This is a genomic window from Glutamicibacter sp. NPDC055354 (genome assembly GCF_053644955.1).
The window spans coordinates 254,285-268,576 of record NZ_JBSHMB010000002.1 but is presented as its reverse complement, the minus strand read 5'-3'; the positions used below and the strand labels follow the sequence as shown (position 1 = coordinate 268,576).

General features: G+C 60.3%; 14 protein-coding genes. 9 read left to right on the top strand and 5 right to left on the bottom strand.

What is annotated here, in order from left to right:
• The first annotated feature begins 162 nt into the window (after positions 1-162).
• The 4 genes from ACWICV_RS11485 to manA all read left to right on the top strand — a co-directional run bounded on the left by ACWICV_RS11485 (position 163) and on the right by manA (position 4,846).
• Positions 163-1,323, top strand: a complete 1,161-nt coding sequence (locus ACWICV_RS11485) for a 5-(carboxyamino)imidazole ribonucleotide synthase (RefSeq protein WP_105661717.1) — start codon at positions 163-165, stop codon at positions 1,321-1,323.
• A 74-nt stretch (positions 1,324-1,397) separates the two neighbouring features.
• Positions 1,398-1,928 carry a 5-(carboxyamino)imidazole ribonucleotide mutase gene (gene purE, locus ACWICV_RS11480; protein ID WP_105657464.1) on the top strand — a complete coding sequence of 177 codons (531 nt, stop codon included), beginning with the start codon at positions 1,398-1,400 and terminating at the stop codon, positions 1,926-1,928.
• Positions 1,929-1,945: 17 nt separating this feature from the next.
• On the top strand, positions 1,946-3,571 hold the full coding sequence (locus ACWICV_RS11475; protein ID WP_332594725.1) for an LCP family glycopolymer transferase: 1,626 nt from the start codon (positions 1,946-1,948) through the stop codon (positions 3,569-3,571).
• Positions 3,572-3,637: 66 nt separating this feature from the next.
• Positions 3,638-4,846: a mannose-6-phosphate isomerase, class I gene (gene manA / locus ACWICV_RS11470; protein ID WP_402472583.1), complete on the top strand. Its 1,209-nt coding sequence runs from the start codon at positions 3,638-3,640 to the stop codon at positions 4,844-4,846.
• Positions 4,847-4,953: 107 nt separating this feature from the next.
• Here manA and glpX read toward each other — a convergent pair whose 3' ends face one another.
• Positions 4,954-5,988: a class II fructose-bisphosphatase gene (gene glpX, locus ACWICV_RS11465; protein ID WP_105657461.1), complete on the bottom strand. Its 1,035-nt coding sequence runs from the start codon at positions 5,986-5,988 to the stop codon at positions 4,954-4,956.
• A gap of 156 nt (positions 5,989-6,144) precedes the next feature.
• Here glpX and ACWICV_RS11460 point away from each other — a divergent pair, with 156 nt between their 5' ends.
• The 4 genes from ACWICV_RS11460 to ACWICV_RS11445 all read left to right on the top strand — a co-directional run bounded on the left by ACWICV_RS11460 (position 6,145) and on the right by ACWICV_RS11445 (position 10,369).
• Positions 6,145-6,819 (top strand): DUF4245 domain-containing protein, encoded by a 675-nt coding sequence (locus ACWICV_RS11460; RefSeq protein WP_402472586.1) that lies wholly within the window; start codon positions 6,145-6,147, stop codon positions 6,817-6,819.
• A gap of 66 nt (positions 6,820-6,885) precedes the next feature.
• Positions 6,886-7,515 carry a carbonic anhydrase gene (locus ACWICV_RS11455; RefSeq protein ID WP_400290132.1) on the top strand — a complete coding sequence of 210 codons (630 nt, stop codon included), beginning with the start codon at positions 6,886-6,888 and terminating at the stop codon, positions 7,513-7,515.
• 129 nt (positions 7,516-7,644) lie between these two features.
• Positions 7,645-9,057 (top strand): class II fumarate hydratase, encoded by a 1,413-nt coding sequence (locus ACWICV_RS11450; protein ID WP_105657458.1) that lies wholly within the window; start codon positions 7,645-7,647, stop codon positions 9,055-9,057.
• 121 nt (positions 9,058-9,178) lie between these two features.
• The gene (locus tag ACWICV_RS11445) at positions 9,179-10,369 is read left to right on the top strand and encodes a dipeptidase (protein WP_402472591.1); all 1,191 of its coding nucleotides are present in this window, start codon (positions 9,179-9,181) and stop codon (positions 10,367-10,369) included.
• On the opposite strand, the gene ACWICV_RS11440 is transcribed toward ACWICV_RS11445, so the two are convergent.
• From ACWICV_RS11440 to ACWICV_RS11430, 3 genes are all read right to left on the bottom strand, one after another.
• Positions 10,366-10,935 (bottom strand): GNAT family N-acetyltransferase, encoded by a 570-nt coding sequence (locus tag ACWICV_RS11440; protein WP_400290130.1) that lies wholly within the window; start codon positions 10,933-10,935, stop codon positions 10,366-10,368. The genes ACWICV_RS11445 and ACWICV_RS11440 overlap by 4 nt on opposite strands.
• 66 nt (positions 10,936-11,001) lie before the next feature.
• Positions 11,002-11,469, bottom strand: coding sequence for an NUDIX hydrolase (locus tag ACWICV_RS11435; RefSeq protein WP_454091042.1), 468 nt, complete (start codon positions 11,467-11,469; stop codon positions 11,002-11,004).
• Positions 11,470-11,473: 4 nt separating this feature from the next.
• On the bottom strand, positions 11,474-11,977 hold the full coding sequence (locus ACWICV_RS11430) for a prepilin peptidase (protein WP_454091041.1): 504 nt from the start codon (positions 11,975-11,977) through the stop codon (positions 11,474-11,476).
• An 83-nt stretch (positions 11,978-12,060) separates the two neighbouring features.
• Here ACWICV_RS11430 and ACWICV_RS11425 point away from each other — a divergent pair, with 83 nt between their 5' ends.
• Entirely contained in the window at positions 12,061-12,879 is an 819-nt protein-coding gene (locus ACWICV_RS11425) for a hypothetical protein (RefSeq protein WP_454091040.1), read from the top strand.
• Here ACWICV_RS11425 and ACWICV_RS11420 read toward each other — a convergent pair.
• Positions 12,876-14,192, bottom strand: a complete 1,317-nt coding sequence (locus ACWICV_RS11420; RefSeq protein ID WP_105657452.1) for a PhoH family protein — start codon at positions 14,190-14,192, stop codon at positions 12,876-12,878. The genes ACWICV_RS11425 and ACWICV_RS11420 overlap by 4 nt on opposite strands.
• Positions 14,193-14,292 lie beyond the last annotated feature (100 nt).

Here is a 14,292-nt window from a genome sequence, read left to right as displayed (position 1 = left end):
ATATTGTTCCCGTCTGGCTAGCAGTAACAAGGCGCGCTAAGCACTACGAGAAGCGCGCGATCTTGCTATTTTATCGGCACTTTCTGGAAATTGACCGAATTGTGAGAGTAATCAGACAACGCGCATGCGATTCTCAACGTCGCTTTCGATACCCTTGTAATCGTGAGCTTTCCAAAAATTGGTGTGATTGGTGGCGGGCAGCTAGCCCGAATGATGGCCCCCGAGGCCCTGAACCTAGGTTTCGAACTGCATGTTCTTGCCGAAGGTCCTGATGTTTCGGCTGCGCGAAGCGTTCCCGACGCTCCTGTAGGCGACTACAAAGACCTCGAAACCCTGCGTGAATTCGCCAAGGGCAAGGACGTTGTCACCTTTGACCACGAGCACGTGCCCAACGAATTCTTGACCACCCTGATCAATGAGGGCGTCAACATCCAGCCCCGTCCGGCTGCGCTGATCCATGCCCAGGACAAGCTGGTCATGCGCGAGGCCATCGAACGCCTCGGACTTCCGAACCCTGCGTGGGCCAAGGTTGACGATGTCGATGCCCTGATCGCTTTCGGTGAGCAGACCGGCTGGCCCATTGTGCTCAAGACCCCGCGCGGCGGCTACGACGGCAAGGGCGTGCGCATGCTGGACAATGCCCAAGACGCCAAGGATTCCGCCGACTGGTTCGCCCATGGCCCGCTGCTGGCCGAGGACAAGGTCGAGTTCTCCCGCGAACTTTCCGCGTTGGTAGCCCGCACCCCTTCAGGCGAGGCCAAGGCTTGGCCCGTGGTCCACACCATCCAGGTTGATGGAGTCTGCGATGAAGTGATCGCGCCTGCCCAGGATATTGACGAAGCCACCGCGGCCACCGCAGCCGATGCGGCCTTGCGCATCGCCGAAGAATTCGGCGTCACCGGAGTCATGGCCGCAGAGCTCTTTGAAACCCCGGGTTCAGGAGCCGGTTTCGTGATCAACGAATTGGCCATGCGCCCGCACAACACCGGCCACTGGACCATGAACGGTTCGGTCACCAGCCAATTCGAGCAGCACCTGCGTGCGGTTCTGGATCTGCCGCTGGGCGAAACCCGCGAGCTGGGCGTGACTGTGATGAAGAACTATCTCGGCGGCGCCAACCAGGACCTCTACTCGGCTTTCCAAGCCGCCTTGGCCGCCGCGCCAGAAGTCAAAGTCCATGCCTACGGCAAGTCCGTGCGCCCGGGCCGCAAGATCGGCCACGTCAACGTTGTGGCTAACGCCGGGCAAAGCGTAGATGAACTTCGTTCGCAGGCCAATAAGGTTGCCGCGCTCATCCGCGACGGCATCGAAGCCGCCGTCTAGACTTTATTTTGATCAAGAGCCGCTGCCGCGTACCGGGCAGCGGCTCTTACTAGAACACCGCAAGGAAATATCTCATGTCTGAAGCACCACTGGTCGGCCTCGTAATGGGTTCTGATTCCGATTGGCCGGTCATGCGCCTGGCCGCACAGGCACTGGCCGAATTCGGAATCCCTTTTGAAGCGGACGTCGTTTCGGCGCACCGCATGCCAGAAGAAATGATCGATTACGGCAAGAAAGCCCACGAACGCGGACTGCGCGCAATCATCGCCGGCGCAGGCGGTGCAGCGCATCTTCCGGGCATGCTTGCAGCTGTTACACCGCTGCCGGTGATCGGAGTTCCAGTTCCACTGGCTAAACTAGATGGAATGGACTCCCTGCTCTCCATCGTCCAGATGCCTGCAGGAGTCCCCGTAGCAACTGTTTCCATTGGCGGAGCACGCAATGCCGGCCTGCTGGCTGTGCGCATGCTCGCAGCGGGAACCGATGAGCTAGCCGAATCGTTACAGGTAAAGTTGCTTCAGTTTGCAGATTCACTGCGCGAGCAAGCCCATGCCAAGGGTTCGGCTTTGCGCGCTGAAGTTGCCAACGAGAATTTCGCTTCCTAGGGAAAGTCCAAAAGTACATGGGTTCTGCCAGTCACCGCGCACCAAGTCCGTTGCGCCAGCCAGAGACCATCAGCTCTCCGCAGCGCAGCAAGCGGGCTCTGATCCTGGTCCTGCTGACCATCTTCTTCCCCGGCGGCGCTCAGCTGGTCGCGGGAAATCGCAAGCTTGGACGGATCGCAGTGTCCATCACCATGGCCTGCTGGCTGGCCATTCTTGCGCTGGTTGCCCTGTACTTCATTGATCGTTCGATCATTCTCGGCTGGGTTGCCCACCCGAACTTCCAGCTGTTCCTGATCATCGTGCTCGGCACGCTGGCCCTGGGCTGGCTGATCATGTTCACCAACACCTTGGTGATTATCCGGCCCAAGCTGCTGGCCCCTGGCATGCGTGCCATCGTTACCATTTTCACCCTGGCAGCCGTGGTGGCCACCAGCGGTGTCTTCATCTACGGCGCCTCGCTGCTGAATACCGGACGCGAAACCATTGTGGCCGTATTCGATGAAGGACCCGCCTTCGAGCCAGTCGACGGGCGCTACAACATCGCAGTGTTCGGTGCCGACTCCGGTGCCAACCGCGAAGGCGTCCGCACCGACGTTGCGGCTCTGCTTTCTGTTGATGCCAAAACCGGCAAGAGCCTGCTGATCTCGGTGCCGCGCAACTTCCAGAGCGCACGCTTCGCCCCGGGCTCGCCCATGGAGAAGATCTGGCCCGAAGGCTACAACTGCGGCGACGAATGCATCTTCAACGCCATCTACCGCAATGCCGAAACCGAGCACGCGGATGCTTTCCCCGAGACCGTGAAGAACGTCGGCGCGCAAGCTGCCATGGACGCGCTGGAAGGCACCACGGGGCTCCCTGTCCAGGGCTACGTCATGATCAACATGGCCGGGTTCGAGCAGTTTGTCGACGCATTGGGCGGGGTCACCATCGACTCCGGCGGATGGGTTCCCTACAACGGGAAATACCACGAAAACAGCACCGTGCGCACGCACTGGTTCGCACCGGGCACCCACGAATTCACCGGCAAGCAGGCATTGTGGTTTGCTCGCTCACGCGACTTCACCGATGACTACCACCGCATCAAGCGCCAGCAGTGCTTGCAGCAGGGAATTATCAAGCAGTTCAAGCCGCAAACGATCCTGAGCAATTTCACTTCGATCATGTCCGCCGGTGAACAGCTCGTTGAAACCGACATTCCAGCAGGTCAGCTCGGTTCCTTCGTATCCCTGGCCGAGAAGGTCTCCAAGGAGCCGATGGCCCGCTTGACCCTCGGTGCGCCGGACTTCGAACGCAGCTTCTCCACCTACCCCGACTTCGACAAGCTGCAAGAGCGTATCCAGACGTTGATCGCAAAGCAGAACGAGCCGGAGAAGAAGAAGGAAAAGAAGAAGGACAATCCTGAAAAGAGCGAGGACACCTCCAAGTCCTCGGCTCCGGAAGAAACAACCCAGGCTTCCGAAGAAGCGCCGGAAACCACTGACGTGAACAATGCTCCGAAGCTGTCGAAAGAGGACAGCCCGGAATTCACCCAGCCAGATGGCAGCCCGATCACCGAAGAGTACTTGGTGCAATTGGAAATGGCCGGCTACCGCACGTTGATTTCAGAGATCGCGGCCAATAACGACGAATGCTCGGTTCCGTAAACGGTTAAGACCCCCCGACCGCCATGCGACCCAACTACCGCTCCTGAAAGGCTATGGTCAAAAGACGTGTTCGAGTTGAAAAACGCGATTAGGGACTACCACTGGGGATCTGCTTCGCAGATTTCCGATCTGCTCGATCTGCCCGCGGAAACCACCCCGCAGGCCGAGATGTGGCTCGGTGCCCATCCCGGGTGCCCGAGCCGGATCTCCGATAGCGGGACAGCGCTCAATGATTTCATCGCCGAGGATCCAGAGCACATACTGGGTTCAGCAGTCGCCCAGCGCTACGGACGTCTGCCCTACCTGTTCAAGGTGCTCTCGGCGACCCAGCCGCTGTCGATCCAGACGCACCCCACGCTGAAGCAGGCCCAAGAGCGTTTCGCCCAGGAAAACGCGGACGGCAAGCCTTTGGATGCTGCTGACCGCAACTACCGCGATGACAACCACAAGCCGGAGATGCTCTTTGCCCTCACCGACTTCGTGGCGCTATCGGGCTTCCGCCAACCAGCGCAGATTGTTGAAGACCTGCAGATCCTGGCCGCGCACCTGCCGGACTCGGCGCATGCCCCGATAGGCCAGCTGCTCGATCTGCTGCAGGGCACCGATCCGCTGGCCCGGACTTTCAAGCATGTGCTGACCGCGGGGGAGGAAATTTCCCAGCTGGTAGCGCAGATCAGCGAAGCAGTGGCAGGCAGCCCCGAATTGCACGGCAATGCCCATTTCGCCGAGCTAGCCTCGATCAACAAGATCTATCCTGGCGATCCGGGGGTCTTGGTCGCCCTGCTGCTGAATCTGATCTTCCTGGAACCTGGCCAGGCCATCAGCCTGGGTGCCGGCAACGTCCACGCCTACCTGCGCGGTTTGGGAATCGAGGTCATGGCCAATTCGGATAATGTGCTGCGTGGAGGCCTGACCAGCAAGCATATCGATGTTCCCGAACTGCTGGACGTCACCATTGCCGCCCCCTCCCCTGCCCCGATCCTGGAGCCGGTGGCCCTTGATACCCATGACCGCTTGTACAAGCCCGACTTCGAAGAGTTCCAGCTGCAGGTACTCGATCCCATAGAGCCGGGCCTTGCCGCTGATCTGCAGCTGCACGGTGCCGCAGTGCTGCTGTGCACCGCCGGTGAGTTCCTGGTAGCCACGCGTGAAGGCGAACGCAGCATCAGCCGCGGGCAGTCGTTGTTCCTCACCGCGTCCGAACTGCCAGCCACCGCCATCTTGCAGGGCACCGTTCCGGGCCAGCTCTTCGCAGCCAGCGCCCAGATCGACTAGCCGCACTGCCCTGAGGCCCTTCGTGGCACTATAGGGGACAAACGCAAAACTGCGAGCCATGGACTTGAATCAAGTCCATGGCTCGCAGTTTTGCAATCAGATGCGGATTAGCGGGTGTAGGCTTCCCACTTGTCCTGGTGGTGCTCACCCTCGACGAAGCGGATGGTGCCGGACTTGGCACGCATGACGATCGACTGGGTGTGGATGCGGTTGTCCTTGTAGCGGACACCGCGCAGCAGGTCGCCATCGGTGATGCCGGTCGCTGCGAAGTAGCAGTTATCCGAGGTCACCAAGTCGTTAGTGGTCAGCACGCGGCCCAATTCGTGGCCGGCGTCGATGGCCTTCTGCTTCTCATCGTCATCAGTTGGCCACAGGCGGCCCTGGATCACGCCGCCCAGCGCCTTGATAGCGCAGGCGGTCACGATGCCTTCAGGGGTGCCGCCGACACCCATCAGCGCGTCAACGCCGGTGCCTTCGCGGGTTGCGGCGATGGCGCCGGCAACGTCACCGTCCATAATCAGCTTGGTGCGGGCACCAGCCGCGCGGATCTCCTCGATCAGGCCAGCGTGGCGTGGGCGGTCCAGGATGGTCACAGTCACCTGGCTGACCTTCTTGCCCTTGGCCTTGGCGATCAGGTGCAGGTTCTGCTTCACTGGCAGGCGGAGGTCAACGAGCTCGGCTGCCTCTGGCCCGGTGACCAGCTTCTCCATGTAGAACACGGCGGAGGGGTCGAACATCGAACCGCGGTCGGCGACGGCCAACACGGACAGGGCGTTGTTCAGGCCCAGTGCGGTCAGACGGGTTCCGTCAATCGGGTCGACTGCGACGTCGCATTCGGCGCCGGTGCCGCTGCCAACCTGTTCTCCGTTGAACAGCATTGGAGCTTCGTCTTTTTCACCTTCGCCAATCACGACAACGCCGTTGAAGTTCACGGTGGACAGCAAGCCGCGCATGGCGTCGACTGCGGCACCGTCTGCGGCATTCTTGTCACCGAATCCGACCCACGGCGAGGAAGCGATGGCTGCCGCTTCGGTTGCACGCACCAGCTCCAGTGCTAGGTTGCGGTCCGGCTCCGCGTCGGAAACCGACAGTCGCGGAGAAAGGTGGGCATAATTGTTCTTTTCGGTCACGAAAGATCCCATCACTGAGTCGTAGTCATTGCGCCTATGCAAACAAGGACATTCTATCCTCTAGAGTTTTCGCTTTACAGTTCGTGTCGGGAGTGCCTGCTCATAGTTCGACGTGCGTTTGGGCACTCTGGTTCGAATTCCACAGAATCTTCGGGGAGAATGGAAGGCGTGCAACCTGAGAAGAACACCGAGAACAGCGTCCCGGCTACCGGCAACACGGCCAACGGTACCGAGACGCCTGCTGCGTCCCCTCGAAGCCTCGACGATCCGAATGCCACCTTCGAGGATCTGCCGTACAAGCCGCAGCTCACCGAGAAGCAGGCCAAGCGCGCGAACCAGACCTTCAAGGGCATGGTGCTGTCCATCGGCTTCACGGTTGCCATACTCATTCCGGTGCTTATGCTCAACCCGCCGCCCAAGGACGACGCGTTTGAAAGCGACGTCAACCTGCAGGCCACCGCGGAACAGACGGAACAGATTTCTGGCTTTGAGATCTTCGCCCCGGAACTGGGCGACAAGGCATATGCGAACTTCGCTCGCTGGCAGGCTAACACTGCACAGGGAGTGCCCTATTGGGAATGCGGCCTCGTCTTCGAAGACAAGAACTTCGTGTGGGTTCGCCAAGCTGCTGACGCCAACCCGACCTGGATAGCCCTGATCACCGATGCGGCGACACCAACCGAAACTCGCACCATCGGCGGAGCGCAGTGGGAAGTGCGCACCAAGGACCAGAGCACGTACCTGATCTCCGAGTTCAAGGACTCCACCGTCGTACTTTCCAGTGACACCTCGGCCGAACAGCTGAACAGTGTTGCCGAACAGGTCGCTAGCGAGCTGGATTAAGTCACGTTCACGGGAAAAGCCAGTCATATATTCGATATTCGAACAGCATCCCGTAGAATCTGAGTCATGCTCTCTGAATCAACACAACTGACCCTGACGCCTAAAGAGGCTTGGGAAAAGCTCAGCGCCGGCAATTTCCGTTTCGTCAACGAAGATACCCAGCACCCCAACCAGGACAGTGCTCGACGGCAGAAGTTGATCTCCGGCCAGGAACCTTTCGCTGTCATCTTCGGCTGCTCTGATTCCCGCCTTGCGGCAGAGATCATTTTCGATGTGGGTTTGGGCGACATGTTCGTGGTGCGTACCGCAGGCCACGTCCTGGATCCGGCAAGCCTCGGTTCATTGGAATTCGCCGTTGACGCCCTGAACGTGCCGTTGATCGTCATCCTCGGGCATAACTCCTGCGGTGCGATTACCAGCGCCATCCAGGCCAAGGAAACTGGCAACATGCCCAAGGGCTTCGTTCGCGACCTGGTCGAGCACATCACCCCTTCAGTCCATGCCGCCGAACGCAAGGGCATCACCGACGTGAACGGCACCGTTGTCGAGCACGTCAAGCAGACCACCGACCGCCTCGTCGACCTGTCCAGCATCATCGCGCTGGCCATCGAAGAGGGCCGCACCGCGGTCGCCGGCGTTGCCTACCACCTGCACGATGGCCGTGCCCAGCTGGTCTCCAGCCTGGGCCTCGACTAGAAGCTCCAAGCTTCAGGAAAAGCCTTGTAAAACGGCTTTTATTCCCAATTCGGTGAAGCGTCACTGTTGGTTGTGATGTTTACGTCAGAGACCTGTCATTCGATGACGGTTCGGGCGTACTCTGGGCTCATGACTAACAGTGACGATTTCCGTATCGAACATGACACCATGGGCGAAGTCCGAGTTCCGGCTCAGGCCCTGTACCGCGCGCAAACCCAGCGTGCCGTCGATAATTTCCCGATCTCGGGCAAGACCTTGGAATCCTCGCATATCAAGGCCCTGGCCCAGGTCAAGAAGGCCGCCGCACGAGCCAACCTGGCGCTCGGCGTTCTCGACGAAGAACGCGCTGAGGCCATTGTGGCCGCAGCCGATCAGGTCGCTACCGGGCAATACGACGAGCACTTCCCCATCGACGTATTCCAGACCGGTTCCGGAACCAGCTCGAATATGAACACCAACGAAGTTCTCGCCGAATTGGCCACCCGTGCCTTGAAGGCCCGGGACAGCGGCACCGAGGTCCACCCGAACGACCACGTGAACGCCTCGCAATCTTCCAACGACGTCTTCCCGACGTCCGTGCATGTTGCCGCCACCGGAGCTCTGCTCAATGACCTGGTCCCGGCCCTCGGAACCTTGGCTTCCTCGCTGGAGGCGAAGTCCGCCGAGTTCAAGGATGTGGTCAAATCCGGCCGCACCCACCTGATGGATGCCACCCCAGTCACCCTTGGCCAGGAATTTGGCGGCTACGCAGCACAGGTACGCTACGGCATTGAACGCATCGAAGCGGCCCTGCCACGCGTTGCCGAAGTTCCCCTGGGCGGCACCGCGGTAGGCACCGGCATCAACACCCCAGACGGCTTCCCGCAGCAGGTCATCGAGTTCCTGCGCGAAGACACCGGCCTGCCCATCACCGAGGCGCGCAACCATTTCGAAGCACAGGCCAACCGCGACGGACTGGTCGAGGCCTCCGCAGCTTTGCGCACCATCGCTATCTCGTTGATAAAGATCGCCAATGACCTGCGGTGGATGGGCTCCGGCCCCAACACCGGCTTGGGAGAAATTGCGATCCCTGATCTGCAGCCAGGATCCTCCATCATGCCCGGCAAGGTCAACCCGGTCATTTCGGAGGCAACCATCCAGGTAGCAGCCCAGGTCATCGGCAACGACACCGCCATCGCTTGGGCCGGAACCAACGGCGCCTTCGAGCTGAACGTGGGCATCCCGGTCATGGCCTCCAACCTGCTCGAATCCATTCGCCTGCTGTCCAGCACCTCAACGGTGATGGCCGAAAAGATGATCGACGGCATCAAGGCCAATGTGGAACGCGCGCGCTTCCTGGCCGAGGCTTCCCCATCGATTGTCACCCCGCTGAATAAGCTGATCGGCTATGAAAACGCAGCCAAGATCGCCAAGAAGGCTGTTGCCGAGGGGCTGACCGTACGCGAAGCAACCATCGCTTTGGGCTTCGTTGAACGCGGTGAAGTCACCGAGGAACAGCTCGATCAGCTTCTGGATGTTTCCACCATGGTGGGCAAGCACTAATTCCCAGGCGCTCCACCCCTGCTGCTACCGCGGTTCGATGCTCGGCATCGGGTCGCGGTAGCGTACTTTAACCCGGAAAAACAGACTCCTACTTGCCGGTAACATCTGCTAGCCTCCACCTATGACCCGCACCACATCTCGCTCTTTTAAACGTCTTGGCCTCTGGATTTCCGGCACGCTCGTAGTCCTCTTGGCCGCATTCTTCGCTTTTGCTCCCGGCATCGTGGAAAACACCCGCAATAAGATCGAGGCCGCGGGTCTGCCAGCGGTCGGCGACGACGCCTCGGAACTGCATTCGCGCTTGCAGATTGCCGACATGCATGCCGACACCTTGATGTGGGACCGTTCGCTGCTCAAGCGCTCGGACCGCGGCCATGTCGACCTGCCGCGCATGGAAGAAGGCAATGTCGCCCTGCAGGTCTACTCCTCGGTTTCCAAGTCGCCCGTCGGCCAGAATTACGACTCCAATAGCGCCGAATCGGATAACATCACGCTGCTGGGCATTGTCCAGCTGCAACCGCCTCAGACCTGGTTCTCGCTCCTGGAGCGTTCGCGCTACCAGGCCAAGAAACTGCGCGACGACGCCGCCGACTCGCAAGGCACCCTGCGCACCATCACCACCACCGCCGAGCTCGACCAGCTGTTCAAGGACCGCAAGAGCGGCCAGCAGGTCACCGGAGGCCTCTTCTCGGTAGAGGGCCTGCATAATCTTGAGGGCGACGTCAGGAACGTGGATGTCCTGTTCAACGATGGCATGCGCATGGCCGGGTTCACGCACTTCTTCGACAACTCGGTGGCCGGCTCCAAACACGGGGTCGAGAAATCAGGGCTCACCGACCTTGGCCGTGCTGCACTCAAGCGCATGGAAGAGCTGGGGGTCATCGTCGACCTGGCGCATTCCAGCGACGCGGCTTTCAATGAAGTCCTCTCCCTGGCTACTGAACCCGTGGTATTCAGCCACGGCGGTGTCCAAGCCACCTGCGATGTGAACCGGAACCTCACTGACGATCAGATCCAGGCCATAGCCGGGACCGGCGGCGTTATCGGAATTGGCTACTGGGACGCTGCGGTCTGCACCCTGGATGTGGATTCGGTGGTGGACGCGATGGAGCACGTCATCAAGGTCGCAGGAATCGAACACGTCGGTTTGGGCAGCGACTTCGACGGAGCAACTACCGTCGCATGGGATGCCAGCCAGATTGCTGTCATCACCCAGGAACTGATGAATCGCGGCTATTCGGATACGGAAATCGCGGCCATCATGGGCGGAAATACGTTGCGCGTATTCCGCGAGGTGCTTCCAGCGAACTAGCTCAGTTCAATCCAATAGCGTCGCAGGTCCTCGGTGGAGCCGAAGCGGGGCCCGATTTCGGCGACCGAAACGACGCGTTCGAGGACTCCGCCGCAAGCTTCGATGGTTCGCGCCGAAGCAGTATTGGAGTCGTTGCAGGTAAGCAGGACCCGCGGCAGGCCAAGGCTGCGGGCTTGTTCGAGGGATCCGGCGAGCGCGGTTCTGGCCAGGCGATTGCCACGGGCGCTCGGGCGTATGCCGTAGCCGATGTGCCCGCCGACTTCGCGAAGGAAATCATTGCCCAGCTCGTGACGCAAGCTGACCGCGCCCAAGTACTCATCGTCGTGCGCTAGCCACAGGGTGCTTTGCGCAACGAAGCCTTCCGGTGGCGTGAAGTGCGGCTTTTCCAGATCCTTGAGCAGCTGGACCCACTGCGCGAAGTCTTCTGCATTGCGCAGATCCCAACCGTATTTGGCAGCGTAGAAGACCGAGGCCCCGTCCTGCTCCGCCCCCGCCCATTCGGTTGTGCTCCGCATGAAGGAAGCATGCAGTGCGGCAGAAGGTTCAATCAGTCCAATCCCGGTCATGGAGCAAGTCTAAGCTCATGCCGGCGGCATTCACGCATGCCACCGCGGAGTTGAAGGCAGGAAGCGTCAACTGGCGAAATAGCCACCGGGCCGAGGGGCCATCGCCCATTGCAGCGCCCGTTCGTGCAGCGGCGGGAGTTCTGGCCGGTTAGCCAGTTCGAAGTACCCCACTTCCAAATTCTCGTCATCGTTGACCTTCGCCGTGCCGGAAAGGTGCCGAGCCTTGAAAACTACATCCAGGTACTGCGCGTGATCCCCATTGGGATACACCGTGGGAGCTGTCACCCCGACCCCCAACAGGTCCGTGATTTCGCATTCAACGCCGGTTTCTTCCAGCACTTCGCGGTGTGCTGTATGCGAAGGCTCTTCGCCTGGATCAATAATTCCTGCTGGCAGGGTCCATTTGCCATTGTCGGCACGTCGCACCAACAGCACCCGGCTGTCGTGGAGGACAACTATTTTCACCCCGGAGAGCCATAGCAGTTCATGACCGATGCGTTCTCGAAGATGGGTTACGAATTCTGGAGTTGCCATGATTTCATGGTGCCATAAGCAGCACTGCTAAAGACCCAATGAGCATGAAGGGACCGAAAGGGACCGCTGATTTCAGCGTCAATTTCCGCACCGCCACGCCCCCGATAACCCAGCCGGTGGCCAGCAGGAAGGCAAGCAAGGTCGCGAAGAACAAACTGGGCAAGGAATAGTAGCCGAGGTTCATCCCCAGCACGCCGGCCAGCTTCACATCGCCCATGCCCATTGCCCCAGCGGAAATCAGCGCGAGGAGCAGATAGCCTCCGCCAAGCAGCAGCAACCCCAAAAGGCTCATCAGCAGCCCATGCCCATCAGAACGGAAGATCCCCAGCAACGCGATCACCACGATGCTGGCCGCCAACCAGTAAGCCAGTAGCCGGTTGGGCAAACGATGCGTCGCCATGTCTTCCTTGGACAAGACGAACCCGAAACCAAGAAAGCAGGCTAGCTGGAGGAGAACCAGTGCTGCGGTGGTCGGGCTTTCCTGTGCCACGTTCCAAATTTCTGACATGCATAGAGCATAGGCACCTCATTGGATCTTCGGCAGAGGGGTCTTCCTCTTGTGAATAATTCAGCCGCTTCTACAATTGGAGTATGGACGTTCCAGCAGTTCCAGTTCTTTTCCCCGGGCACTCCGCCCCTGAGTCGGCGGCCCGTCGTCGTTTCCGTGCCTTGGCCCGGTCCGCCCCATGGCTGAGCACCTCCTTGCAGTTCCAGGTCCAGGTCCCGGAGCATTACGCCCAACCGGGCGAAGGCCTGGAAGGCCAGCTGACCGCCATCCTCCGCCAGCGAGAAGCCATAGCCGTGCGCTCGGCCGAGGGGCAACTGGTGTACCAAAAGGAGAAGTTCACCGCAGATCGGAGCCGAGGCTACGTCGCAGCCACCAATTCCTCATGGAAGCTGCCGGCCTCGCTGACCTCCCCGGTTTATACCTCAGACCACCTGATCTTGCGCCGTCCACAAATTTCCGGCTTCAATGGGTTGCTGCCCTTGGAGCATTGGGAACCAATGCTCGACCCGGTGGAACTTGCCGGCACCGAGCCTGCCGCCCATGATCTCGCTTTCGACCACCCCACCTACATTCACGAGCTCGCAGAGATCACCCATGGCAACCGGCCTGCTTTAGCCGCCGTTCTCACTGCGGGACACAACTACCAGCCCGCGCTGGCCAGCTGTCCTCTCGTTCCCGCCGGGACACGAACCCTCGTGGTACTGGATCTGGCAACAGGCGTCTGCCTGAGCCGCCGGGTGCTCTCCGCTCAGGCCGGGATGCCTGCGGCCCCGGAGCTGTCGCTTCAGGTCCTGGCCCAGAACGAGTACTACATCGATTCCTTGTTCACCGCCCCAGCTCCCACGCTTACCGACGTGCGGGCGCCGATTCCGTGGGAGCTGCGCAGCGAGCGCCAATCCTAGGACAAGGTGGGCGAATCAAGCAGGTTGGTGACTAGCGCGGCGATAGCAGAGCGCTCGGAACGGGTCAGGGTCACATGCCCGAAGAGGGCATGTCCCTTGAGCTGTTCCACGACCGCGGCGACGCCGTCGTAGCGGCCTACATGCAAGTTATCTCGCTGTGCCACGTCATGGGTGAGCACCACCTTGGAATTCTGTCCGATGCGCGATAGCACCGTGAGCAGAACATTGCGTTCCAGCGACTGGGCTTCATCAACAATGACGAAGGAATCATGCAGCGAACGCCCGCGGATGTGGGTCAGCGGCAGGACTTCAAGCATCCCGCGTTCGACCACTTCATCAATGGCATTCTTCGACACGATCGAGCCGAGGGTATCGAAGACCGCTTGGGCCCAAGGTCCCATCTTTTCTCCCTCGGAGCCCGGCAGGTAGCCTAGTTCCTGGCCGCCCACGGCATAGAGCGGACGGAACACGGTGATCTTGCGGTGTTCCCTGCGTTCAAGCACTGCTTCCATTCCGGCGCACAGGGCCAACGCCGATTTACCGGTTCCGGCGTTGCCGCCCAGGGAGACGATGCCCACGGATGGGTCCATCAGCAGGTCCAAGGCGATGCGCTGCTCTGCACTGCGTCCATGCAATCCGAAGGCCTGCTGGTCGCCGCGCACCAGCTTCAAGGTGTTCGCATCAACCTTGCGGCCCAGGGCGCTTCCGCGCGGGGATGTGATGACGAATCCGGTGTTGATCGGTTCATCGGCGACCGCAGGGTGGTTCAGAAGCTGTTCATGTTCGTAGAGCTTGGCCATGGTCTCTTCGCCCAGTTCCAGCTGCTGTATGCCGGTCCACCCGGTCGAGGCGATCAGCTCATTGCGGTATACCTCGGCATGGATGCCCATGGCAGAGGCCTTGATGCGCATCGGCAGGTCCTTGGTGACCAGCGCAACGTCGAGGCCAGCATCCAGCAGGTGCTTGGCGACAGCCAGGATGCGTGAATCATTATCGCCTGAGCGCATGCCCACCGGCAGGACCTCAGGGGCGATGTTGTTCAGTTCAATGCGCAGCGTTCCACCAGTTTTGGACACGGGCACTGCCTGGGCTAATCCCCCATGGCTGGCAATCAGCTCGTCAAGCACACGCAAGGCATGGCGTGCAAAGAAGCCCAGATCAGGATCCTTGCGCTTATGTTCCAGCTCGGTGACGACAGTCAGCGGGATCACGACATGGTGCTCATCGAAGTGGAACATGGCTTTCGGGTCAGAAAGCAAGACCGAAGTATCAATGACGTAGGTTCGTACACCCTGTTCGGCTGTTCGTGTCATGGCAGCGCACCCATTCTCGAATCCGGCGTGGGGACTCTCCCCACGCGTAAGTGGGGAATCCCGACACCGGATGTCCAAGGCGATTCCGGCAATTGCTCCG

What these genes read in the sequence shown, in the direction of transcription:
- purE (WP_105657464.1), top strand. Translation starts at nt 1,398, where the DNA reads ATGTCTGAAGCACCACTGGTCGGCCTCGTAATGGGTTCTGATTCCGAT.
- ACWICV_RS11475 (WP_332594725.1), top strand. Translation starts at nt 1,946, where the DNA reads ATGGGTTCTGCCAGTCACCGCGCACCAAGTCCGTTGCGCCAGCCAGAG.
- glpX (WP_105657461.1), bottom strand. Translation starts at nt 5,988, where the DNA reads ATGGGATCTTTCGTGACCGAAAAGAACAATTATGCCCACCTTTCTCCG.
- ACWICV_RS11455 (WP_400290132.1), top strand. Translation starts at nt 6,886, where the DNA reads ATGCTCTCTGAATCAACACAACTGACCCTGACGCCTAAAGAGGCTTGG.
- ACWICV_RS11450 (WP_105657458.1), top strand. Translation starts at nt 7,645, where the DNA reads ATGACTAACAGTGACGATTTCCGTATCGAACATGACACCATGGGCGAA.
- ACWICV_RS11445 (WP_402472591.1), top strand. Translation starts at nt 9,179, where the DNA reads ATGACCCGCACCACATCTCGCTCTTTTAAACGTCTTGGCCTCTGGATT.
- ACWICV_RS11440 (WP_400290130.1), bottom strand. Translation starts at nt 10,935, where the DNA reads ATGACCGGGATTGGACTGATTGAACCTTCTGCCGCACTGCATGCTTCC.
- ACWICV_RS11435 (WP_454091042.1), bottom strand. Translation starts at nt 11,469, where the DNA reads ATGGCAACTCCAGAATTCGTAACCCATCTTCGAGAACGCATCGGTCAT.
- ACWICV_RS11430 (WP_454091041.1), bottom strand. Translation starts at nt 11,977, where the DNA reads ATGTCAGAAATTTGGAACGTGGCACAGGAAAGCCCGACCACCGCAGCA.
- ACWICV_RS11425 (WP_454091040.1), top strand. Translation starts at nt 12,061, where the DNA reads ATGGACGTTCCAGCAGTTCCAGTTCTTTTCCCCGGGCACTCCGCCCCT.
- ACWICV_RS11420 (WP_105657452.1), bottom strand. Translation starts at nt 14,192, where the DNA reads ATGACACGAACAGCCGAACAGGGTGTACGAACCTACGTCATTGATACT.